The sequence below is a fragment of the Pimelobacter sp. 30-1 genome (assembly GCF_018831735.1).
GTDB lineage: Bacteria > Actinomycetota > Actinomycetes > Propionibacteriales > Nocardioidaceae > Nocardioides.
In genome coordinates this window covers 66,261-86,602 of sequence record NZ_NHTS01000012.1, presented here as the reverse complement: position 1 = coordinate 86,602, position 20,342 = coordinate 66,261, and the positions used below count along the sequence as shown (strand labels likewise).

Sequence of the window (20,342 nt, the reverse complement as noted above, 5' to 3'; positions counted from 1 at the left end):
GTGGGGGACAATCGAGGGGTGCCCCACGTCATCTCGATCAGCGTCGGCAGCCCGCAGCAGAAGGAGTGGGCCGGACTCGGCCGCACCTCCATCGACAAGCGCGCCGTGACCGGCCCGGTCGCCGTCGAGCCGCTCGGCCTCGCCGGCGACTCCGTCTGCGACACGAAGCACCACGGCGGCCCGGACCAGGCCGTCTACGCCTATGCCCGCGAGGACCTCGACTTCTGGGAGGCCGAGCTCGGCCTGCCGATCCGCGACGGCCAGTTCGGCGAGAACCTCACCACGTCCGGCCTCGACCTCAACGCGCTCGAGGTCGGCACCCGGCTCCAGGTCGGCGACCCGGCCGCGGGCGCGCTGTTCGAGGTCGCCTACGTCCGCACGCCCTGCAACGACTTCAAGGGCTGGATGGGGGAGAGCGGCTACGACCCGCGTGCCTGGGTCAAGCGCTTCACCGCGGCCGGTCGCCCGGGGCCGTACCTGCGGGTCCTCCGGCCCGGCACCATCGCGGCCGGCGACGCGGTCGAGGTGGTGCACGTGCCGGGGCACGGGATCACCGTCCGCGACATGTTCGTCGCGCTCAACACCGACCGTAGCCGGCTGCCCGAGCTGCTCGTGATCGACGGTCTGAGCGCCAAAGCGCGTGAGAAAGCGGAGGAATTCGTCCAGAGGACGGCGTCGCCGCTACCGCCAGTTGAACCAGTGATCTAGGTTACTGGTCAGTCACGCCGGTCTCGGACGAGCATGCAGGAGCGTCATGCCCATCAACCACGACACGAGTTTCCTCGATCACATGCCCCCGAACTGCGCGGTGCAGTTCCTCGACAGAGTCGAGAAGAGCGGTGAACGCGAGGCATTCCGCTTTCCGCGGGGGGACGACGCCTGGGAGTCGGTGACCTGGCGCCAGGCCGGGGACCGGGTACGCCGGCTCGCCGCCGGCCTCCTCGCGCTGGGCCTCGAGCCCGAGCAGCGGGTGGGCATCGCGTCCTCGACGCGCTACGAGTGGATCCTCGCCGACCTCGCCATCATGTGCGCCGGTGGTGCGACGACCACCGTCTACCCGTCGACGGGCGGCGAGGACACGGCGTACATCCTGGGTGACTCGGAGAGCCGGATCGTCTTCGCCGAGGACGAGTCCCAGCTGGCCAAGCTGCGCGACCACCGCGCCGAGCTGCCGGCCGTGGACAAGGTCGTGGTCTTCGACGCGAGCCTCGCCGACGGCGACTGGATCATCTCGCTCGACCAGCTGGCCGAGCTCGGCGACGGCTACCTCGCCGAGAACCCCGGCGCGGTCGAGCAGGTCGCCAAGGGCATCGCCCCCGACCAGCTCGCCACCCTGATCTACACCTCCGGCACCACGGGCAAGCCCAAGGGCGTGCGCACGCTCCACCGCGCCTGGGTGTTCGAGGGCGAGGCGATCAAGGTCCAGGACATCCTGCACGAGGACGACCTGCAGTTCCTGTGGCTGCCGATGGCCCACTCGTTCGGCAAGGTGCTGCTCTCGACCCAGCTCGCGTGCGGCTTCGCGACCGCCATCGACGGCCGCGTCGACAAGATCGTCGACAACCTCGGCATCGTGAAGCCGACGTTCATGGGCGCCGCGCCGCGCATCTTCGAGAAGGCGCACGCCCGGATCGTCACCATGCAGGCCGCCGAGGGCGGCGCCAAGGAGAAGATCTTCAAGAAGGCCTTCGCCGTCGGCATCAAGGTCGACGAGCTCCAGCGCCAGGGCAAGTCCGTCCCGCTGCTGCTCAAGCTCCAGCACGGCCTGTTCGACAAGCTGGTCTTCAGCAAGGTCCGGGACCGCTTCGGCGGCCGGGTGAAGTTCTTCATCTCCGGCTCGGCCGCGCTCAACGCCGACATCGCCGCGTGGTTCCACGCGGCCGGCGTCCTCATCCTCGAGGGCTACGGCATGACCGAGAACGCCGCGGGCGCGACGGTCAACCACCCCGACGCCTACAAGATCGGCAGCGTCGGTCAGGCCTTCCCGGGCACCGAGGTCCGCATCGGCGAGGGCGGCGAGGTCCAGCTCAAGGGCCCGCACGTCATGGCGGGCTACCACAACCGCGACGACGCGACCCGCGACGCCCTCACCGCCGACGGCTGGCTGCGCACCGGTGACAAGGGCGAGCTCGACGCCGAGGGCTTCCTGACCATCACCGGCCGGATCAAGGAGCTCTTCAAGACCTCCGGCGGCAAGTACATCGCCCCGCCCGCCATCGAGGCGAAGTTCAAGGCGATCTGCCCCTACGTCAGCCAGTTCATGGTCTTCGGCGCCGAGCGCAACTTCGTCTCGGCGCTGATCACCCTCGACCCCGACGCCATCGCGGGCTGGGCGGCCGAGAACGGCAAGTCCGGCGTGAGCTACACCGAGCTCGTCAACGACGAGGCGGTCAAGGCGATGGTCGGCGAGTACGTCGACGAGCTCAACACCCAGCTCAACCGCTGGGAGACGGTGAAGAAGTGGCGGCTGCTCGACCACGACCTCTCCATCGAGTCCGGCGAGCTCACCCCGTCGCTCAAGGTGAAGCGTGGCGTGGTCGAGGCCAACAACTCCGACCTGATCGCGAGCTTCTACGCGGGTTCCTGACCTCGTCACAGCAGGCGCACAGGGGGCGTGGCTTCACTGGCGGCATGAGCCACCACAGCCACCGAACCCACGTCCCCGGCGCTGACGAGACCGAGGAGCACGACCTCGGGCTGGCCCACGACCTGCCGAAGATCATGGCGCGTCGTGGGCTGCTCGGTCTTCTGGGCGGGGTGGGGGCCGCGGTCGCGCTGACCGCCTGCGGCTCCGACGACACCGCCACCAGCATCAACACGACGTCCTCCTCGGGGCCGTCCGGTCCGGGTGGCGCGCCGCCCGCCGGTGGTGCCCCGGGCGGGGACACCAGCGTCGAGGTCGCCGAGGGGGAGATCCCCGAGGAGACCGCCGGTCCCTACCCGGGCGACGGGAGCAACGGGCCCAACGTGCTGACCGAGTCGGGCGTCGTGCGCAGCGACCTCACCTCCAGCTTCGGTACGGCGTCCGGTGTCGCCGCAGGCGTCCCGACGACGGTCAGGCTCAAGGTCTACGACCTCAACGGCGACACCGTCACCCCGCTCGCGGGTGCCGCGATCTACCTGTGGCACTGCGACCGCGAGGGCCGCTACTCGATGTACGACGACGCGATCGCCGACGAGAACTACCTGCGCGGCGTCCAGGAGGCCGATGCCGACGGCAACCTGACCTTCACCACGATCTTCCCGGCCTGCTACGCCGGGCGCTGGCCGCACATGCACTTCGAGGTCTACGAGAGCCTGAAGGCGGCGACCAGCGCCGAGAACAAGCTGCGCACCTCGCAGCTCGCGCTGCCCCAGGACGTGTGCGACACCGTCTACGCGACCGAGGGCTACGAGCAGAGCGTGACCAACCTGGCCCAGCTGAGCCTCGACAGCGACGGGATATTCAGCGACGGCTACTCGTTGCAGCTGGCCAAGGTGACGGGTTCTGTCGAGGAGGGATACACGGTCAGCATGAACGTGCCGGTTTGAGCGGCTGGTTCGATGGGGGCATGACGCAGCACGACCACGATCTCGGACTCCGCCACGACCTGCCGCGGATCCTCCGCACCGGGCGCCGCGGACTCCTCGGCGTCGTCGGCGGGGTGGGCGCCCTCGCTGTCGCGGGCTGCGCCACCGACGACAAGCCCGCGGCGTCCAAGCCGACGTCCACGCCCCCGACCTCGCCGCCGACCTCCCCGCCGTCCAGTCCGGCCGGGACGGCGACGGCCACCGCGACCGCGCACCCGATCGACCCGAAGGCCGGCGAGATCCCCGAGGAGACCCAGGGGCCCTTCCCCGGCAACGGCACCAACGGCCCCGACGTGCTCACCGAGGCGGGCGTCGTACGCCGCGACATCCGCGGCAGCTTCGGCCGTGCGTCGGGGGTGGCCGGCGGCGTCCCGGTGACGCTGCGGATGCGGATCTTCGACCTGGCCGGCACCGACGTCACGCCGCTGGCGGGCGCCGCGGTCTACGTCTGGCAGTGCGACCGCGAGGGGCGCTACTCGCTCTACAACGACGGCGCGCGCGACGAGAACTACCTGCGTGGGGTCCAGGAGGCCGACGCCGACGGCAACCTGGAGTTCGTCACCGTCTTCCCGGGCTGCTACCCGCAGCGCTGGCCGCACATCCACTTCGAGGTCTACGAGAGCCTCGCCCACGCTACCCGCGGCGCCGCCCCCAAGCTGCGCACCAGCCAGCTTGCGTTCCCGGCGGGCGTGTCCGCCGACGTCTACGCCTCGGCCGGCTACGGCGCGAGCGTGGCCAACTTCGAGGCGATCACGCTCGACTCCGACAGCATCTTCCGCGACGGCTACTCGCTGCAGATGGTGACCATGACCGGCTCGGTCGCCGACGGCTACGTCGCCACCCTCAACGTGCCGGTCTGACCCTCCGGCCGCCCGCCTGGGAGACTGGTCGGATGCCGTCCGCCCTGCCCGAAGGCGATCCCGCCCCCGCCGACGGGTCGCTCCCGCCCGCCGCGCTCGCCGAGCTCGGCCGGCGCCCGTTCGAGGTCTACGTGCACGTGCCCTTCTGCCGGGTGCGGTGCGGCTACTGCGACTTCAACACCTACACGGCCGAGGAGCTCGGGCCCGGCGTCAGCCGGGCGTCGTACGCCGAGCAGGCGGTGGCGGAGGTGCGGCTGGCCCGGCGCGTGCTCGGCGACGTGGACCGCCCGGTCGAGACCGTCTTCCTCGGCGGCGGGACGCCGACGCTGCTCCCGCCCGAGGACCTCGGCCGGATCATCCGGGCCATCGACGACGAGCTCGGGCTCGCCCCCGGCGCCGAGGTGACCACCGAGGCCAACCCGGACTCGGTCGACGCGGCCTACCTGGAGCGGCTGCGCGAGGCCGGCTTCACCCGCGTCTCGTTCGGCATGCAGTCGGCGGTGCCCCACGTGCTCGCGGTCCTCGACCGCACCCACGACCCGCTCCGGGTGCCCGGAGTCGTCGACGCGGCGCGCGCGGCGGGCTTCGGCCAGATCAGCCTCGACCTCATCTACGGCACGCCGGGGGAGAGCGCGGCCGACTGGAGCACGACGCTCGACGCGGCGCTGGCGTGCGCGCCGGACCACGTGTCGGCGTACTCGCTGATCGTGGAGGACGGCACCGCCCTGGCCCGCCGGGTCCGCCGCGGCGAGCTGCCGATGCCCGACGACGACGACCTGGCCGACAAGTACCTCCAGGCCGACGAGCGCTTCGCCGCCGCCGGCCTGGGCTGGTACGAGGTCTCCAACTGGGCACGCGACGACGCGGCCCGCTGCCGGCACAACATCGGTTACTGGACCGGCGCGGACTGGTGGGGGATCGGCCCCGGCGCCCACTCCCACGTCGGCGGCGTGCGCTGGTGGAACGTCAAGCACCCCAAGGCCTACGCCGGCCGGCTGGCCGACGGCGTCAGCCCGGCCCAGGCCCGCGAGGTCCTCGACGCCGAGACCCGCCGCGTGGAGCGGGTGCTGCTGGAGGTCCGGCTGCGCGACGGGCTGCCGGTCGCGGCCCTCGACGCGTCGGGGCTCGCCGAGCTGGACGCCCTGGTCGCCGACGGGCTCGTCGAGGGCCGCGCCGAGCGGGTCGTGCTCACCCAGCGGGGTCGGCTGCTCGCCGACGGGGTGGTGCACCGGCTGCTGGCCTGAGCTCCAGCGCTCCGCTCGCCAGGGCGGCGCGGACCGCCGCGAGCGTCTCGGCGGGGGTGTGCTCCGTGGTGTCGAGGACGTGGCGCTCCAGCGGCCCGAGGTCGGCGAGCTGGTCCCACAGCGCGAGGACCGGGCCCTCGTCCACCAGCGCGTCCGGGCTGGTCCGGCGCTGGGCCCGGCGCAGCGTCTCGGCGCGGGAGGGGCGCAGCACGACGTAGTGGTGCCGGGCGTCCGCGGCGTCCTCGGCCCGCCGGAAGTGGTCGAGCATCCACGGGCCGATGATCCCGTCGACGACGGTCGTGAAGCCGCCCGCCGCATAGGCCGCGGCCGCGCGCTGGATGACCCGCAGCACGGTGTGGTTCTGTGCGTCCGACTCGGGGAGGTAGGGCGCGATCGCGCCCGCGGCGATGAAGTGCCAGAAGTCGTCGGTGTGCAGGTGCACCGCCCGGTCGTAGGTCGTCGCCAGGGCCCGCGCCGTCGTCGACTTCCCCGCCCCGGGAGGACCGGTGAGCAGGATGATGTCGGCGCTCACCCGCGTCACGCTACAACCCGCAGGAGGCGGCCGGAATCTGAATATCAACTAACTGTAGTGTTACACTCGACTTTATGAAGAAGTCGGGACCCCTGATCGGCTACGTGCCGGGCGCCTTCGACCTGTTCCACATCGGACACCTCAACGCGCTGCGCCAGGCACGGCCGTGGTGCGACGTGCTGGTGGCGGGTGTGGTGGCCGACGAGGTGTGCCTGGAGACCAAGGGCGTCGTCCCGACCGTCCCGCTCGAGGAGCGGCTCGAGATCGTCGAGGCGATCGGCATCGTCGACGCCGTCTACGCCGAGCGCACCGCCGACAAGACCGACTCGTGGCGCGACGTCGGCTTCCACCGGATCTTCAAGGGTGACGACTGGGAGGGCACCGCCAAGGGCCGCCGGCTCGAGGAGCGGATGGCTGCCCTGGGGGTCGAGGTGACCTACTTCCCCTACACGCTCCAGACCTCCTCGACCGCGCTGCGCAAGGCGCTCGCGAGCCGCGGGGCGTCATGACCGTCGCCGTTTCCGACGACGGCCTGCTGGTACCCCCGGGCGGAAGCCCTCTCGTGGTCGAGATCGACGGCCACTACGTGTGGTCGCTGACGCCCGCGCGCGACGGGGCGCCGGCGGCCGGGGGAGTGCTCGTGCCCTGGCCCGGTGTGCTCCGGCCGTACCTCAGCGGGCGCGGCCGGGTCCGGGTGACCGACCCGACCGGTTCCGCCGTCCTGTACGACGACGAGGTCGGTCTCGGCGGCGGGGACGGCTCGCTCGCCGTGGTCGATCGCGCCGGGCACCGGCTCAGCGTCGACAAGGTGGGCCACCTGGCCCGCTCGTTCGCCGACACCGACGAGCAGGTCCGCGAGGAGATCCTCGCCGGCACCCGGCGTGCGATCGACGACCTGCGCGAGCACGCCGGCGTGGCGGCGTACCTCAACTACGGGGCGCTGCTCGGCGCGGTCCGCGAGGGCCGGATGCTCGCGCACGACTCCGACACCGACCTGTGCTACCTGTCCGCGCACACGAGCCCGGCCGACATCGTCGCCGAGTCCTACCGGATCACCCGGGCGATGCGGGCCCAGGGCTGGCGGCTGCTGCGGATGTCCGGCGGCGACGTCAAGCTGCTGCTGCCGCTGTCCGACGGACGGGTCTGCCACATCGACGTCTTCGCCGCGTTCCACGTCGGCGAGACGTTCTTCCAGCTCGGCAACCGCAGCGGGGACCTGCCGCGCTCGGCGATCGAGCCGTTCTCGACGATCGAGCTGCACGGTCACGAGTTCCCGGTCCCGCGCGATCCGGAGGCGATGCTCGCGTTCCTCTACGGCCCGCAGTGGCGCACCCCGGACCCGTCCTTCCGCTACGCCGACCCGCCCGCGGGCGTGCGCCGCCTCGACGGCTGGCTGCGCGGCTTCCGCACCGAGATGGGGCGCTGGACCGAGCTCTACAACGGACCACGGCGCTCCGCGGTGCCTGCGGGGCCGTCGGCCTTCGCCGAGTGGGTCGCGCCGCAGCTCGGCGACGGGCGTGCGGTGCTCGACGTGGGGGCCGGCACCGGGCGGGACGCGCTGTGGTTCGCACGGTCGGGACGTCGTACGGGGGCGGTGGACTTCTCCCGCGGCAGCCTCGGCGTCGTACGGCGTCGGGCGGGGCGCCAGGGCCTCGACATCGACGTCGACCAGCTGATCCTCGGCGAGCTGCGCTCCACCCTCGCCCACGGCACCCGGCTCGCCCGGGACCCGCACGACCTCTACGCCCGCCACCTCGTCGGCTGCCTCGACGCGGCCGCGCTCGACCAGCTCTGGCTGCTCGCCCGGATGGCTCTGCGCCCCGGCGGCGGGCGGCTGTTCCTCGAGCTCGCTGTCGGAGAGCCGAGCCCGGGCGACGGGCTGGTCCGCCGTACCCCGGTCGAGGTGGTGCGCCGCGGGATCGAGTCCTCCGGCGGCGTCGTCGAGCACCTGACCGTGGGTCCCGGCGAGGACATGTTCGACCTGCCCGACCCGGCCGTGTGCCGGATCCGCGCCGCCTGGCCGGCGCCCGATCACCAGGAGAAGCGATGACGACGACCGAGCTGGCCCACCGCGTCCGGGCGAAGATCCGCGAGCGCGGGACCCTGCGCGAGCGGGTGCGCGTGCTGGAGGCCGAGGTGCAGGAGAACCGTCAGCTCAACCGGCGCATCGCCGAGCTGACTGACGTGGTGACCGAGCTGTTGATCCCGATCGAGGCGCGGGACCAGGCGCGGGTCGACGAGGTGCTGGGGCGGTTCCGGACCGGCCTCTAGGGCTGGTGATGGGGCAGAAACCGCAGCCCCGCGGCCCGTTTCGGCCAGGTTTGGTCCCAAACCGCAAGGTGGTCTGACAATCGGATGGTCAGGCCTGGGTCACGAAGTCGATCAGCTCCTCGACCCGCCCGAGCAGGGCCGGGTCGAGGTCCTGGAACCCCCGGACGCCGCCGAGGATGTGCTTCCATGCCCGCGCGATGTCGGCCTGGTCGCGGTGCGGCCAGCCGAGCTGCTGGCAGGTGCCCTTCTTCCAGTCGATGCCCTTGGGCACCTTCGGCCACGTCTCGAACCCGAGCCGCGACGGCTTGACCGCCTCCCAGATGTCGATGAACGGGTGGCCGACGATCAGCACGTCCTTGCCGACCGGCGACTTCATGATGTTCTGCGCGATCCGGCTCTCCTTCGAGCCCGGCACCAGGTGGTCGACGAGGACGCCGACGCGCCGGTTGGGCGCGGGCTTGAAGTCGCGCAGGTGGTCGGCGAGGTCGTCGACACCGCCGAGGTACTCCACGACCACGCCCTCGATGCGCAGGTCGTCGCCCCAGACCTTCTCGACCAGCTCGGCGTCGTGCCGGCCCTCGACGAAGATCCGGCTCGCCCGGGCCACGCGGGCCTTGGCGTCGTGGACGGCGATCGAGCCGCTGGCGGTACGGGTCGGCTTGACCGGGCCGGCGTTGGTGACGGGCGGGACCAGGATGACCGGCTTGCCCTCCAGCAGGAATCCGGTGCCCAGCGGGAACGTACGCCGCTTCATCCGGCGGTCCTCGAGGGTCACCGTGTCGAGGTCGCGGTCGACGGCGACGATCTCGCCGCACCAGTCGGTGGTGACCTCCTCGACCACGAGGCCGAGGTCGGCGGGTGTCTCCACGGCCCGGCCCCGCTTGGGGACCTTCCAGTCGCCTGACAGCACGTCGGTCCCATAGCGATCCACGACGAACCACCCTAGGTCGAGCGGGCCCCCGTGCCGGGCTGGGACACGCGGCGTGCGGCGCTCAGTCCCGCCCGGATCGCGACGACCGCGTCGGGGTGGACGCGGGTCAGCAGCAGGAGGTCGCCCCGCTGGGTGAGGCCGACGGTGTTGAGCAGGCTGTTGCCGATGCCGAGGGCGATGCCCCCGACGGTGAGGCTGAGGAAGGCGGCCGAGTGGGGGATGCCGGCCACGGACGCCCAGCAGGCCAGGATCACACCGATCAGCGCGACCAGCACGGCGGTCCGGCGGATCCGCCGCCAGCGGTCCCAGTGGCGGTGCAGGAACGGCACCTCGACCCGGTAGCGCCGGGCGGCCATGCTGCTGGCCCACAGCCAGCCGATGACGGTGAAGACGATCAGCACGTTCACCCAGGGCGGCGTCGTGCTGCCGCGGAGGACGACGAACTCGCGGGTGCGGATGCCGGTCTTGACGCACACCTCGCCCGGCACGGCGATCTCACCGCCCACGTGACCGATCACGACCGCTGCCATGGACGCACCCTAGGCGGTTCCGGCGGTCTCCGGGGTGCTGTTCCCGGGACCGGCACGCGCTCAGGCCAGCGGGAGCTGCCGGCGGACCGGGGGCAGCTGCGCGTAGCCGCGCGGGATCGCGTGGTGCAGCGCCTCGGCCGGATAGGGCCACTCCGCCGCCGCGACGGCCTCGGCCTCCGGCACCCCCCGTGTGGCCAGGTCGCGGATCGTCTCGGCGACCGCACGCAGGTCGTCGCACTGGTCCTCGACGAAGCGGCGGTCGACCACCTTCCCGTGCCCCGGTACGACGACCGTGCCCGGCGTGGTCAGCCCCAGCACGAGGTCGAGCGTGGCCGGCCAGTCCAGCGGGTAGCAGTCGCCGCCCATGGCCGGCGGCGCCGACTCCTCGACCAGGTCGCCGGCGAGCAGCACGTCGGCGTCCGGCACCCGGACGACGAGGTCGCCCGCGGTGTGCCCGCGGCCCAGGTGGGCGAGCTCGAGCTGGCGGTCGCCGAGGTCGATCACGGCGGCGCTGGCGAAGGTGGTGTCGGCGGGCGGGGCCACGGGGTCGGTCCGGGCGGCAGCCTCCTCGGTCGCGTGGACCGGGATGCCGTCGTACCGGTCGCGGAAGGTGCCGTTGCCGAGCACGTGGTCGAAGTGGTCGTGGGTGTTGACCACCGCGACGACCTGACCTGCGCCGAGGTCGCCGATCGCGGCGATCGCGGCCCGCGCCTCCGCGGCGCTGGCGAGGGTGTCGACCACGACGAGGCCGCGCTCACCTCCGACGACGACCAGGTTGACGTCGTACGAGGGGACGCGGCGGACCCAGACCCGGTCCGCTACCTCGGTGAATGCCGGCACGTCCCCACCGTATCGACCCTGCGCCTTCGGGGCCGGAACCCTGCGCCCTCGGCGGTCAGCAGAGTCCGGCGTGGAGCTCGGAGCGGAGCATCTCGCCGAGCTCCTGGGTGGAGGCGGCGGGGCGGGGGAAGTGGAGGTCGGTGGTGTGGGCGCCGGTGGGGTCGACCCACTGGAGGGTGACGCCGTCGGGGCGCAGGCCGGCCAGGTGGACGCCGAGGACCTCGCCGAGGCGGGTCTGGGTGAGGGTGGCGATGGCGCGGCGCAGCTCGTCCTGGTGGCACAGGTTGGCGTGCTCGGTCGAGCGCTGGAGGAAGCCGCGGTTGAGGTCGTGGTCGGGGGAGGTGAAGGCCCCGAGCGGCACCCGGATCCGAACGGCCTCCGGTGCGCCGGGCGCCACGGCCGGGAGGCCGGTGCGGGTGAGGAGGACGAAGTCGAGGTGCAGCGCGATCCGCATCCGGACCTCGTCGCAGCACTCGCACTGCTCGAGCCCGACCGCGTCCAGGCGCCCGGAGAGGGTCAGGGTGGCGTCGCGGTCGGCGGAGCCCTCGGGGCCCAGGCCGCTGCCGAGGGTGAGCAGGGCGCCGCGGCGGTCGGTGGCGGCCAGGGCGAGCGCGGAGCCGGCCGGGCAGCTGAAGACCGGGCGGCCGCTGTGGTCCTGCATCTCCAGGCGGTCCTGGTCGAGACCGTCGGTGACGTCGTCGATCCCGTCGACGACGAGCTGCACGTCGCGCGGGCAGGCGAGGATGCTGCGCGCCGCGGCCGCGAGCCGCTGGGCGTCGAGCCGGGTGGTCTCGGTGTGGGTCCCGGGGTCGAGGGTCACGTGCCGCTCCTTCGCCGTCGTTCGTGCTTGCTTAGGTGAGCCTAACCTACGCAACCTCCGGTGGCCAGGGTCCGTCCTTTCGTGGACCGCGGCGGTAGCATTGGCACTCACTGCGGTGGAGTGCCAAGTGGTGCTCCGGGCGACGGATCCAGGAGGTGGCATGCAGGAGGAGCGCAGGCTCGCCGTGCTGCGTGCGATCGTCGAGGACTACGTGGCGACCGAGGAGCCCGTGGGCTCCAAGACGCTCGTCGAGCGGCACCACCTCAACGTCTCGCCGGCGACGATCCGCAACGACATGGCCGCGCTGGAGGAGGAGGGCTACCTCCACCAGCCGCACACGAGCGCGGGCCGGGTGCCGACCGACAAGGGCTACCGGCTCTTCGTCGACCGGCTCTCCACGGTCAAGCCGACCACCTCCGCCGAGCGCCGCGCGATCGCGAGCTTCCTCGACGGCGCCGTCGACCTCGACGACGTCGTGCACCGCTCCGTGCGGCTGCTGGCCCAGCTGACCCGCCAGGTCGCGGTCGTGCAGTACCCGACGCTGTCGCGCTCGACGGTGCGCCACGTCGAGATCGTCGCGCTCACCCCGACCCGCCTGCTGCTGGTGCTCATCCTCAGCTCGGGCCGGGTCGAGCAGCGCGTGGTCGAGCTCGAGGCGGCGCTGGCCGACGACGAGCTGGCCGCGCTCCGCTCGCGGGTCAACCTCGCCGCCACCGGCGAGGTGATCGCCGAGGCCGCGACCGCGCTCGACGCGCTCGTCAAGCCCACCGACGACGGCCGCGCGCCGGCCCCGTCGGCCGCGGCGACCGTGGTGGTCGAGGCGCTGGTCGAGGCGATGAGCGACCACCGCTCCGACGAGCGCGTGATCGTGGGTGGCACCGCCAACCTCGCCCGCTTCGGCGACAGCTTCGAGACCTCGGTGCGCCCGCTGCTCGAGGCGATCGAAGAGCACGTCGTGCTGCTCAAGCTGCTCGGCGAGGCGACGAGCGGCGGCGCGGTCACGGTGCGCATCGGCGCCGAGGGCCCCTTCGAGGAGCTGGCCTCGACCAGCGTCGTCGCGACCGGCTACGGCCCCGACGACGCGCTGGCGGCGCTCGGCATCGTCGGCCCCACCCGCATGGACTACCCAGGAACGATGGCGGCGGTGCGCGCGGTGGCGCGCTACGTCTCGCGCATCCTCGACGAGAGCTGAGAGAGCAACACACGTGAGCCAGGACCCCTACGAGCTGCTGGGCGTCGACCGCGAGGCGGACGCCGACACCATCAAGAAGGCCTACCGCAAGCTGGCCCGGCAGCTGCACCCGGACGTCAACCCCGACCCGGAGAGCCAGGAGCGCTTCAAGCAGGTCACCGCTGCCTACGAGGTGCTCTCCGACCCGCAGAAGCGGGCGGCGTACGACCGCGGCGGCGACATGTTCGGCGGCGGCGGCTTCGGCGGCCAGGGCGCGGGCTTCTCGTTCACCGACATCATGGACGCCTTCTTCGGCGGGGCCGGCGGCGCCCAGGCGGCCGGCCGGGGCCCCCGTCCGCGGGTACGCCGGGGCCAGGACGCCCTGATCCGGCTCGAGGTCGAGCTGGCCGAGGCCGCGTTCGGCGTCTCCCGCGAGCTCAAGGTCGACACCGCCGTGCGCTGCTCGACCTGCAGCGGCGAGGGCACCGCGGCCGGCACCCACCCGGTGCCCTGCGAGACCTGCCACGGCATGGGCGAGGTCGCCCACGTGCAGCGCTCGTTCCTCGGCGAGATCCGCACGCTGCGGCCCTGCGCGGCCTGCCGCGGCTTCGGCACGATCATCCCCGACCCGTGCCGCGAGTGCGCGGGCGACGGGCGGGTCCGCTCGCGTCGTACCCTCACCGTCAAGATCCCGGCCGGCGTCGACAACGGCACCCGGGTCCAGCTCAGCGAGCAGGGCGAGGTCGGCCCCGGCGGCGGCCCCGCGGGTGACCTCTACGTCGAGATCCACGTCGCCGCCCACGAGGTGTTCGAGCGCCACGGCAACGACCTGCACTGCACGGTCTCGGTGCCGATGACCGCCGCCGCCCTCGGGACGACGCTCACCCTGCCCACGCTCGAGGCCGACCTCGAGAGCGGCGCGGATTCCGGGGTCGAGACCTCCTTCGAGCTCGGCGTCCCGGCCGGCACCCAGTCGGGTCACCAGGTCGTGCTGCGCGGCCGCGGCGTCCCCGGCCTGCGCGGCGGGCGCGGCGACCTCGGCGTCACCATCGCCGTCGAGACCCCCTCGCGCCTCGACCCGCGCCAGGAGGAGCTGCTGCGCGAGCTGGCCGCCATCCGCGGCGAGGAGCAGCCGACCGGCGACGTCCGGCCGCCGCACAAGTCCGTCTTCGGCCGGCTCCGCGACGCGTTCACCGCACACTGAGCATGACCCTCCCGCAGCACCTGGTGCCCTCGCTCGAGGCGGTCCGCGCCGGTGACGAGGTCCTCGTCGAGGGCGACGAGGCCCACCACGCGGTCGTCGTACGGCGGCTGCGGGTGGGCGAGGCGCTCCAGCTCGCCGACGGCTGGGGCCGGGTGGCGACCGCCGAGGTGAGCGCGACGACCAAGCGCACCTTCACCGCCGTCGTCACCGAGGTCACCGACCACGCCGAGCCGCGGCCACGGGTCACCGTGGTCCAGGCGCTGCCCAAGGGCGAGCGCGGCGAGCTGGCGGTCGAGGTGCTCACCGAGATCGGCGTGGCCCGGATCGTCCCCTGGGCGGCGGCGCGCAGCGTCGCGGTCTGGAAGGGCGAGCGCGCCGCGAAGTCGCTGGCCAAGTGGCAGGCCACGGCGCGCGAGGCGGCCAAGCAGTCCCGGCGCGCGTGGCACCCCGAGGTGGTCCCGCTGGCGAGCACCGACGAGGTCGCCGCCCTGGTGGTCGACGCCGACGTGGCGATCGTGCTCCACGAGGACGCCACCGAGCCGCTCGGCGCGCTCGCCCTGCCCGACGACGGCGAGCTGCTCGTCGTGGTCGGCCCCGAGGGCGGGCTGAGCGAGGACGAGGTGGCCCGGTTCGTCGAGGCCGGCGCGGTGTCGGTGCGGATGGGCACCGAGGTCCTCCGTACGTCGACCGCCGGCGTCGCCGCCGTCGCCGCCCTCCTGGTCCGCACGCCCCGCTGGGGCGGCTGAGCCGCTCAGCGGGCGAGCAGCGCCTCGACCCGGGCGATCTCCTCGTCCAGCCCGGCCCGCTCGGCGCGGGTCAGCTCGCGGACCATCTCGACCAGGACGACCCGGCCCTCCTCGGCCCGCCACAGCCCGGTGAACCAGCCGTCGACGTGGACTGACATGGCCTGCGCGCCGTTGACGCCCATCCACAGCCGCCGGTGCTCGGGCTCCATCACCCGGTCGCGGGAGGCGTGGGAGAGCCACAGGTTGTCGTAGGTGCCGAACAGGCGGACCGGCGCCGGGGCGTCCTCGTCGGCGACCGGCGCGCCGGCGACGTCGTAGAGCACCTTGCCGTCCTCGTCCTCGTGCACCTCGAGGTCGTCCATCGCCTTGACGACCGGCCCCAGCCGGGTGATCCCGGACCAGGCCGTGACGTCGGCCGCGGTGCCGGGGCCGTAGGCGCGCAGGAACCGGCGCACGATCGCCGGCACGTCCGGCTCGGCCAGGGGCAGGCCGGTCCAGCGGTCGGCGAGGTCGTAGGCGACCGCGGTCGAGCCGGTCGGCTTCCAGCAGCCGCGCGGCGGGAGCTGGGCGAGGACCTCCGCGACCCGGGCGACCTGGCCCAGCTGGGTGGCGGTGTGGTCCGGGAAGCGCTCCGCGAGGGCGGCGCCGAGGAGGCGCTGGGGGAGCGGCCCGTCGGCGAGGACCTCGTGGACCGCCGCCGAGAACGCGGCGCGGTCGACCTCGCGCGCGGACCCGATCGTCTGGCTGGCCTTGATCTCGCGCTCGCGAACCGGCGCGGCCCAGACCGGCAGGGTCACCGCGTCGTCCGGCAGGTGCAGGTGGACGGTGTCGCGCAGGCTGAGCACCCGGACGAGGGAGCGGTCCTCGATGGCCGCGCTCACCGCGTGCGGGTCGACGTCGGCGATCCGCGCCGCCAGCGACAGGTACGGCGGCAGCGTCTCCTGGGCCTGGAGCCCGACCAGGTGCCCGATCATCTCCGCGGGCGTCAGCGTGGTGCGCTCCAGCAGGTGCTGGCGCAGGAGGAGCGTCCGGTTGAGCCGGGCGCGGGTGAACCTCACTTCACCGTGATCCGCTTGGTGTCCTCGGTCGGGCCGCCGCCCTCGCCGCCCGACGGGTCGTCGGTGCGGGCGATGAACGTGTATCGGCCCGGGGCGAGCTTGCTGACGTCGACCTCGGTCGACCACGGGTAGAGCTTGTCGGCCCAGCCCTCGGCGGTGGTGAAGCCCTGCTGGACGACCTTGCCGGCGGCGTCCTGGATCTCCCACGGCACCGTCGCCTCGAACGAGCTGGCCCGGCCCTCGGCGGTGAACTTCCCGTCGACGGCGGTGCCCTCGGCGGGCTCGGTGATGTTGACCAGGGCGAGCACGTCGAGCTCGGGGGCGGCGGTGAGGCCCTGGGCGGCGTCGACGCCGAGCAGCGTGGGGGCCGGCTTGCCGTCCTGCTGGACCTGGATCGGCAGGCGGGCGCCGGCGGTGCCCTGGAGGGTGTAGACGAGCTGCTGGACCGCGAGCCGGGCCTGCGCCGGGCTGAGCGAGCCCGCCTGGAGCCAGGAGGCGTCGGGGACCTCGACCACGATCGCGTCGGCGGTCTTGGTCACCGAGGTGAACCGGCCGCCGGGCCAGGTGGTGCGGTAGTCGGGGTCGACCGGCTTGCCGCTGGTCACGGCGGAGGCGGCGGCGACCAGGCGGTCCGCGCCGGAGATCTGGGTGAACTCGCGGTAGAGCCGGTCGCCCTGGGGCGTCTTGGCGACGTAGTAGACCGGGATCGCGCTGGGGTCGCCGCTCGTGGGCACCTCGCTCGGCGCGTCGGTCCCGTCGGTGGCCGAGGGCGACGTCGGCGCGCTGGACGACGGCGTGGCCGGCGACTCGGCCGCGGGCTCGTCGTCGCCGCAGCCGGCGAGCAGGCCGAGCGCGAGCACGGCGCCGCCGAGGGTGGCGAGGGTGCGGGGAAGGGCGGAGGTCATGGTCCCGATCCTTTCGTGTGCCGTGGCCAGGTCAGCGGAGGACGAAGCTCCGCGTGTCGATCGCGCCCGCCACGGCCTCGTCGTCGACGTCGGGCCACACGACGAGGGTGTAGCGCCCCCGTGCCAGGTTGCCGACCTCGAGCGTCATCTGCCAGGCGAACTCGGTGACCGGCGTGGTGCCGGCCACCTGGGTGGCGCCGGTCGCGTCGTGCACCTCCCAGGCGACGGTGTCGGCGCGCTCGGCGGAGACCGGCGTGACCTGACCCCGGACGGCGAGGACGTCGCCGACCTCGAGGCCCTCGACGGGGTCGTTGATGTTGACCGGCGCCTCGACCCGGGTGTTGCGGAGGGCGGGCTGCTCCACCTTGGTCCCGAGCAGCTCGGTGACCGGGGCGCCGGCGTGCTCGAAGGTGACCGGCAGCGGCTGGCCGACCGCGGCATCGGCGGTGTGCACCGCCTGCTGGACGCCGAGCGCCGCGGTGTCGGCGGGGACGTCGGCGGGCGCGCTCAGCGCGACCGCGCCGACCTGGACGGTGATGCTGGTCTGGTCGACGCTGACCGCGGTGAAGGAGCCGTCGGGCCACCCGGTGTCGTAGTCGTTGTCGACCGGGCCCGCGTCGACCTCCATCTGCTGGAGGGCGTCGAGCGTGCGCACCGCGATGTCGTCGGTGGCGGGCAGTGGCTGGAACTCGCGGAAGAGCCGCGCGCCCACGGAGGTCTCGGAGACGAAGTAGACGGCGCCGGGGTACTCCGTGGGACCGGACGCGGCCGGGGCGTCGCGGTCGTCGCGGAAGTCGGCGGCCAGGGCCGTGATGGCGACGACGGCCGCGGTCGCCGTACCGGCGCCGAGGACCACGAGGAGCGGACGGCGCCGGCTGCGCCGGGGCCGCTGGGACGTACGGCGCCGGATCTCGCCGAGCCGGTCGTGCGGGTCGACGTCGGCGACGGCGTCGGAGAACAGGGCGCGGAGCTGGGCGTCCTCGTCGGGGCTCATCGGTCGCCTCCCTTCAGGTCGCGGGCTTCGAGCAAGGGGCGCAGCGCCGCCGAGCCGCGGGAGGCGTGGCTCTTGACCGCGCCGCGGCTGATGCCGAGGGTCTCGGCGATCTCGGCCTCGGAGAGCTCGAGGTAGTAGCGCAGCGCGAGCACCTCGCGCTGGCGCCGGGGGAGCCGCTGGAGCGCGTCGAGCACGAGCTGGCGCCGGCTGTCGGCGAGCACGGGCTCGTCGGCCGCCGGCGCCAGGTCGACGACGTGCTGGCGGGCGAGGTGCCGCTGGACGACGCCGCGGTGGCGCAGCGCCGAGCGGGACCGGTTGACCACGGTCTGGCGCAGGTAGGCCAGCGCCCGGTCAGGGTCGTCGAGGCGCCCCCAGCGCCGGTGCAGCTCGACGAAGGCGTCCTGGGTGATCTCCTCGGCCTGGCCGGTGTCGCGCACGAGCAGCACCGAGAGCCGGACCAGCTGGTGCCAGTGGTCCAGGTAGAGGCGCTCGATCGCGAGGTCGACGTCCGTCACGACGGGTCGCTCCGCCTCGGCAGGGAGGTAGGGAGCGCCGAGCACCGCATGGATCGTCACGGTAGTTCCACGCACCACACCGCGTGCCGGTTGACACGCCTTTTCCGGCTGCGACGCAGGTCACCCGGCCTGGGGCGTCTCCACCAGCTGCTCGAAGTAGAGGTCCCGGAGCCGGCGGCGGGCCCGGTAGGCGACGGCCGAGACGGCCGCCGCGTCGCAGCCCAGGAGCGTGGTGAGGTCGCGCGGCGGGCGGCCCTCGACCTCGATCGCCCACAGCACGAGCTGCTGGCGCCGGGTGAGCGCCCGGAACGCCTGGACGAGAAGGTCGCCCTCGTGCACCCACAGGTGGTCGGGCTGGACGGCGCCGGCCTCGGCGATGAGCTGGGGGACGTCGGTCACCCGCACCCGCCCGCGCAGGTGCGTGCGGCGCAGGGCCCGGTTGCGGGCGCTGGCGAGGATGTACGCCCGCACCCCGCGGGTCGGGCCGCCGCCGTCGCGCAGCACGCAGAGCAGGCCGAGGAAGGCCTCGGCCACGGCGTCGTCCTCCTCGCCGGGGATGATCGAGCGCGCGACGCGCAGCGCCGCCGCCCGGTGCCGGCGGAACAGCTCGTCGAAGACGCTCTCGTCGCCCGCGCGCACGCGGTCCGCGATCTCCTCGTCCGTGACCTGCGCTCCGACCTCGTCGACTTCCGTGATCCCCATGTCTGTCCCCCTTGGTGACGGCCCCTCGCGTCGAGGGGCGGACTGTGAGGCTAGGAAGCGCTTTTTCACTTACCGGACGTCGTGGTGTGAAGGCGACGCGGCTGGGGCATGCTCGCGGGCATGGCCCGGAGCACGACGACCTTCGCCGAGGTGCTGAGCACGGCGATGGAGCGTCGCGGGGCGACGCTCGCGTCGGTGCGCGACCGGCTCTCGGAGCGGGGCCACCCGGTGTCCCTGACCGCGCTGTCGTACTGGCGCTCGGGGCAGCGCGAGCCCGAGCGCACGGCGTCGCTGGAGGCGATCCCCGAGCTCGAGGCGCTGCTGGGCCTCGAGGCCGGTGCGCTGAGCCGGCGGCTCTCGGGCCGGCTGCGCCGGCGGGTGGGAGCGGTCGAGCCCTTCAACGAGCTCCTGGGCGACCCCGCGGTCGAGGCCGTGGTCGGTGAGGAGGACGTCTGCCGGGTCTCCTCGCACCTGGTCGTCGACGTGGGCGCGCAGGGGGAGATCCTGCGGGCCCGGGTGCGCCAGGTGGTCGTCGCGGACCGCGAGGGGGTCGACGGGATCACCCTCTTCGTCGGACCTGACACCGGGACCGAGGTCAACGAGACCGAGATGTCCGCCGTCGCCGGCTGCACGATCGGCGAGGTGGTCGACCTCGAGCACGGCATCCGCGGCAGCCGGCTGGTCTTCGAGCGGCCGCTCGCGCTGGGCGAGTCCACCATCACCGAGATCGAGGCCCGCCGGGCGCCGCACCTGGGGCCCGACTTCGACACCGAGTACGCACTCGCCGCCGAGCAGCGGCTCGAGGAGGCGCTGGTCTGGGTCCGCTTCCACCCGGACAAGGTGCCGGCGCGGTGCTGGGTGTTCTTCCTCGAGGGCGGGCTGCGCCACGACTGGCCGGTCGACCTCGCCGGCAGCAGCAGCGTGCACTACCGGCAGACGGCGTTCGGCCCGGGCTACCTCGGGGTTCGCTGGGAGTGGTGAGTCCCGCAGGTCCTAGGCTGGCCCGGTGAGTGCCGATCCGGACTGCCTGTTCTGCAAGATCGTCGCCGGTGACATCCCCGGCGACATCGTCCACACGGGGGAGCGCACCGTCGCCTTCCGCGACATCAACCCGCAGGCGCCGCTGCACGTGCTCGTCGTCCCGCGCGACCACGAGCCCGACGCGGCCTCCTCGGCGCACGCGGACCCGGCCATGTTCGCCGAGATCGCGACCACCGCGCGCGCCGTCGCCACCGCCGAGGGGTACGACGACTACCGCCTGGTCTTCAACACCGGAGCCGGCGTCGGGCAGACCGTCTTCCACACGCACTGCCACGTCCTGGCCGGCCGGGCGATGACCTGGCCGCCGGGCTGAGCCCGGCCCTCGTCGCAAACGAGTGGGCGTCGGCGGATCCCTCCCGTAGCATGGAGGGGCCAGCTCGCCGTACTGAAAGGCCGCCCGTCACCGGG

General features: G+C 73.4%; 23 protein-coding genes. 13 read left to right on the top strand and 10 right to left on the bottom strand.

Annotation, left to right across the window (positions count from 1 at the left end; all coding sequences use genetic code 11):
* Positions 1–18: 18 nt before the first annotated feature.
* The 5 genes from CCO04_RS24820 (at position 19) to hemW (ending at position 5,674) form a co-directional block, all read left to right on the top strand.
* The gene (locus CCO04_RS24820) at positions 19–708 is read left to right on the top strand and encodes an MOSC domain-containing protein (RefSeq protein ID WP_215816864.1); all 690 of its coding nucleotides are present in this window, start codon (positions 19–21) and stop codon (positions 706–708) included.
* 82 nt (positions 709–790) lie between these two features.
* Positions 791–2,587 carry a long-chain fatty acid--CoA ligase gene (locus tag CCO04_RS24815; protein WP_252373856.1) on the top strand — a complete coding sequence of 599 codons (1,797 nt, stop codon included), beginning with the start codon at positions 791–793 and terminating at the stop codon, positions 2,585–2,587.
* Positions 2,588–2,631: 44 nt separating this feature from the next.
* On the top strand, positions 2,632–3,531 hold the full coding sequence (locus CCO04_RS24810; RefSeq protein WP_215816862.1) for a 3,4-dioxygenase subunit beta: 900 nt from the start codon (positions 2,632–2,634) through the stop codon (positions 3,529–3,531).
* Between the two features lie 20 nt (positions 3,532–3,551).
* Complete coding sequence (locus CCO04_RS24805; protein ID WP_215816861.1) at positions 3,552–4,430, top strand: 3,4-dioxygenase subunit beta; 879 nt, start codon at positions 3,552–3,554, stop codon at positions 4,428–4,430.
* Between the two features lie 32 nt (positions 4,431–4,462).
* On the top strand, positions 4,463–5,674 hold the full coding sequence (hemW, locus tag CCO04_RS24800; RefSeq protein ID WP_215816860.1) for a radical SAM family heme chaperone HemW: 1,212 nt from the start codon (positions 4,463–4,465) through the stop codon (positions 5,672–5,674).
* Here hemW and CCO04_RS24795 read toward each other — a convergent pair.
* A complete protein-coding gene (locus tag CCO04_RS24795) occupies positions 5,619–6,206 on the bottom strand; it encodes an AAA family ATPase (protein ID WP_215816859.1) in 588 nt (195 codons plus the stop codon). The genes hemW and CCO04_RS24795 overlap by 56 nt on opposite strands.
* Before the next feature lie 74 nt (positions 6,207–6,280).
* Between CCO04_RS24795 and CCO04_RS24790 the strand changes: the two genes are divergently transcribed.
* The 3 genes from CCO04_RS24790 to CCO04_RS24780 are packed head-to-tail and all read left to right on the top strand — an operon-like array spanning position 6,281 to position 8,477.
* Positions 6,281–6,715 carry an adenylyltransferase/cytidyltransferase family protein gene (locus tag CCO04_RS24790; protein ID WP_215816858.1) on the top strand — a complete coding sequence of 145 codons (435 nt, stop codon included), beginning with the start codon at positions 6,281–6,283 and terminating at the stop codon, positions 6,713–6,715.
* Positions 6,712–8,256, top strand: coding sequence for a methyltransferase domain-containing protein (locus tag CCO04_RS24785; RefSeq protein ID WP_215816857.1), 1,545 nt, complete (start codon positions 6,712–6,714; stop codon positions 8,254–8,256). The genes CCO04_RS24790 and CCO04_RS24785 overlap by 4 nt, the downstream gene beginning before the upstream one ends.
* A complete protein-coding gene (locus CCO04_RS24780; RefSeq protein WP_252373854.1) occupies positions 8,253–8,477 on the top strand; it encodes a DUF6752 domain-containing protein in 225 nt (74 codons plus the stop codon). Before CCO04_RS24785 ends, CCO04_RS24780 begins: the two co-directional genes overlap by 4 nt.
* An 88-nt stretch (positions 8,478–8,565) precedes the next feature.
* Here CCO04_RS24780 and CCO04_RS24775 read toward each other — a convergent pair whose 3' ends face one another.
* The 4 genes from CCO04_RS24775 to CCO04_RS24760 are packed head-to-tail and all read right to left on the bottom strand — an operon-like array spanning position 8,566 to position 11,598.
* Entirely contained in the window at positions 8,566–9,408 is an 843-nt protein-coding gene (locus tag CCO04_RS24775; RefSeq protein WP_308281514.1) for a DUF3097 domain-containing protein, read from the bottom strand.
* Positions 9,409–9,419: 11 nt separating this feature from the next.
* A complete protein-coding gene (locus tag CCO04_RS24770) occupies positions 9,420–9,938 on the bottom strand; it encodes a hypothetical protein (protein ID WP_215816856.1) in 519 nt (172 codons plus the stop codon).
* 60 nt (positions 9,939–9,998) lie between these two features.
* Positions 9,999–10,778 (bottom strand): MBL fold metallo-hydrolase, encoded by a 780-nt coding sequence (locus CCO04_RS24765; protein ID WP_215816855.1) that lies wholly within the window; start codon positions 10,776–10,778, stop codon positions 9,999–10,001.
* Positions 10,779–10,833: 55 nt separating this feature from the next.
* Positions 10,834–11,598 (bottom strand): hypothetical protein, encoded by a 765-nt coding sequence (locus CCO04_RS24760; protein ID WP_215816854.1) that lies wholly within the window; start codon positions 11,596–11,598, stop codon positions 10,834–10,836.
* Positions 11,599–11,758: 160 nt separating this feature from the next.
* On the opposite strand from CCO04_RS24760, the gene hrcA reads away from it, so the two are divergent.
* The 3 genes from hrcA to CCO04_RS24745 are packed head-to-tail and all read left to right on the top strand — an operon-like array spanning position 11,759 to position 14,719.
* Positions 11,759–12,790 carry a heat-inducible transcriptional repressor HrcA gene (hrcA, locus tag CCO04_RS24755; protein WP_215816853.1) on the top strand — a complete coding sequence of 344 codons (1,032 nt, stop codon included), beginning with the start codon at positions 11,759–11,761 and terminating at the stop codon, positions 12,788–12,790.
* Between the two features lie 13 nt (positions 12,791–12,803).
* Entirely contained in the window at positions 12,804–13,973 is a 1,170-nt protein-coding gene (gene dnaJ, locus CCO04_RS24750; RefSeq protein WP_215816852.1) for a molecular chaperone DnaJ, read from the top strand.
* 2 nt (positions 13,974–13,975) lie between these two features.
* Positions 13,976–14,719, top strand: coding sequence for a 16S rRNA (uracil(1498)-N(3))-methyltransferase (locus CCO04_RS24745; RefSeq protein WP_215816851.1), 744 nt, complete (start codon positions 13,976–13,978; stop codon positions 14,717–14,719).
* A gap of 5 nt (positions 14,720–14,724) precedes the next feature.
* Here the strand turns inward: CCO04_RS24745 and CCO04_RS24740 are convergent, their stop codons facing one another.
* Genes CCO04_RS24740 through CCO04_RS24720 form a run of 5 tightly spaced genes read right to left on the bottom strand, consistent with a single transcriptional unit; the run spans position 14,725 to position 18,893 of the window.
* Complete coding sequence (locus CCO04_RS24740) at positions 14,725–15,777, bottom strand: winged helix DNA-binding domain-containing protein (RefSeq protein WP_215816850.1); 1,053 nt, start codon at positions 15,775–15,777, stop codon at positions 14,725–14,727.
* Positions 15,774–16,682, bottom strand: a complete 909-nt coding sequence (locus CCO04_RS24735) for a Gmad2 immunoglobulin-like domain-containing protein (RefSeq protein ID WP_215816849.1) — start codon at positions 16,680–16,682, stop codon at positions 15,774–15,776. The genes CCO04_RS24740 and CCO04_RS24735 overlap by 4 nt, the downstream gene beginning before the upstream one ends.
* Before the next feature lie 31 nt (positions 16,683–16,713).
* Positions 16,714–17,676 (bottom strand): hypothetical protein, encoded by a 963-nt coding sequence (locus CCO04_RS24730; RefSeq protein ID WP_215816848.1) that lies wholly within the window; start codon positions 17,674–17,676, stop codon positions 16,714–16,716.
* Positions 17,673–18,251: a SigE family RNA polymerase sigma factor gene (locus CCO04_RS24725; protein ID WP_308281512.1), complete on the bottom strand. Its 579-nt coding sequence runs from the start codon at positions 18,249–18,251 to the stop codon at positions 17,673–17,675. Before CCO04_RS24725 ends, CCO04_RS24730 begins: the two co-directional genes overlap by 4 nt.
* A 60-nt stretch (positions 18,252–18,311) precedes the next feature.
* A complete protein-coding gene (locus CCO04_RS24720) occupies positions 18,312–18,893 on the bottom strand; it encodes an RNA polymerase sigma factor (protein WP_215816847.1) in 582 nt (193 codons plus the stop codon).
* Between the two features lie 120 nt (positions 18,894–19,013).
* Between CCO04_RS24720 and CCO04_RS24715 the strand changes: the two genes are divergently transcribed.
* The gene (locus CCO04_RS24715) at positions 19,014–19,874 is read left to right on the top strand and encodes a hypothetical protein (RefSeq protein ID WP_215816846.1); all 861 of its coding nucleotides are present in this window, start codon (positions 19,014–19,016) and stop codon (positions 19,872–19,874) included.
* A 25-nt stretch (positions 19,875–19,899) separates the two neighbouring features.
* A complete protein-coding gene (locus tag CCO04_RS24710; RefSeq protein ID WP_215816845.1) occupies positions 19,900–20,247 on the top strand; it encodes an HIT domain-containing protein in 348 nt (115 codons plus the stop codon).
* Positions 20,248–20,342: the final 95 nt, after the last annotated feature.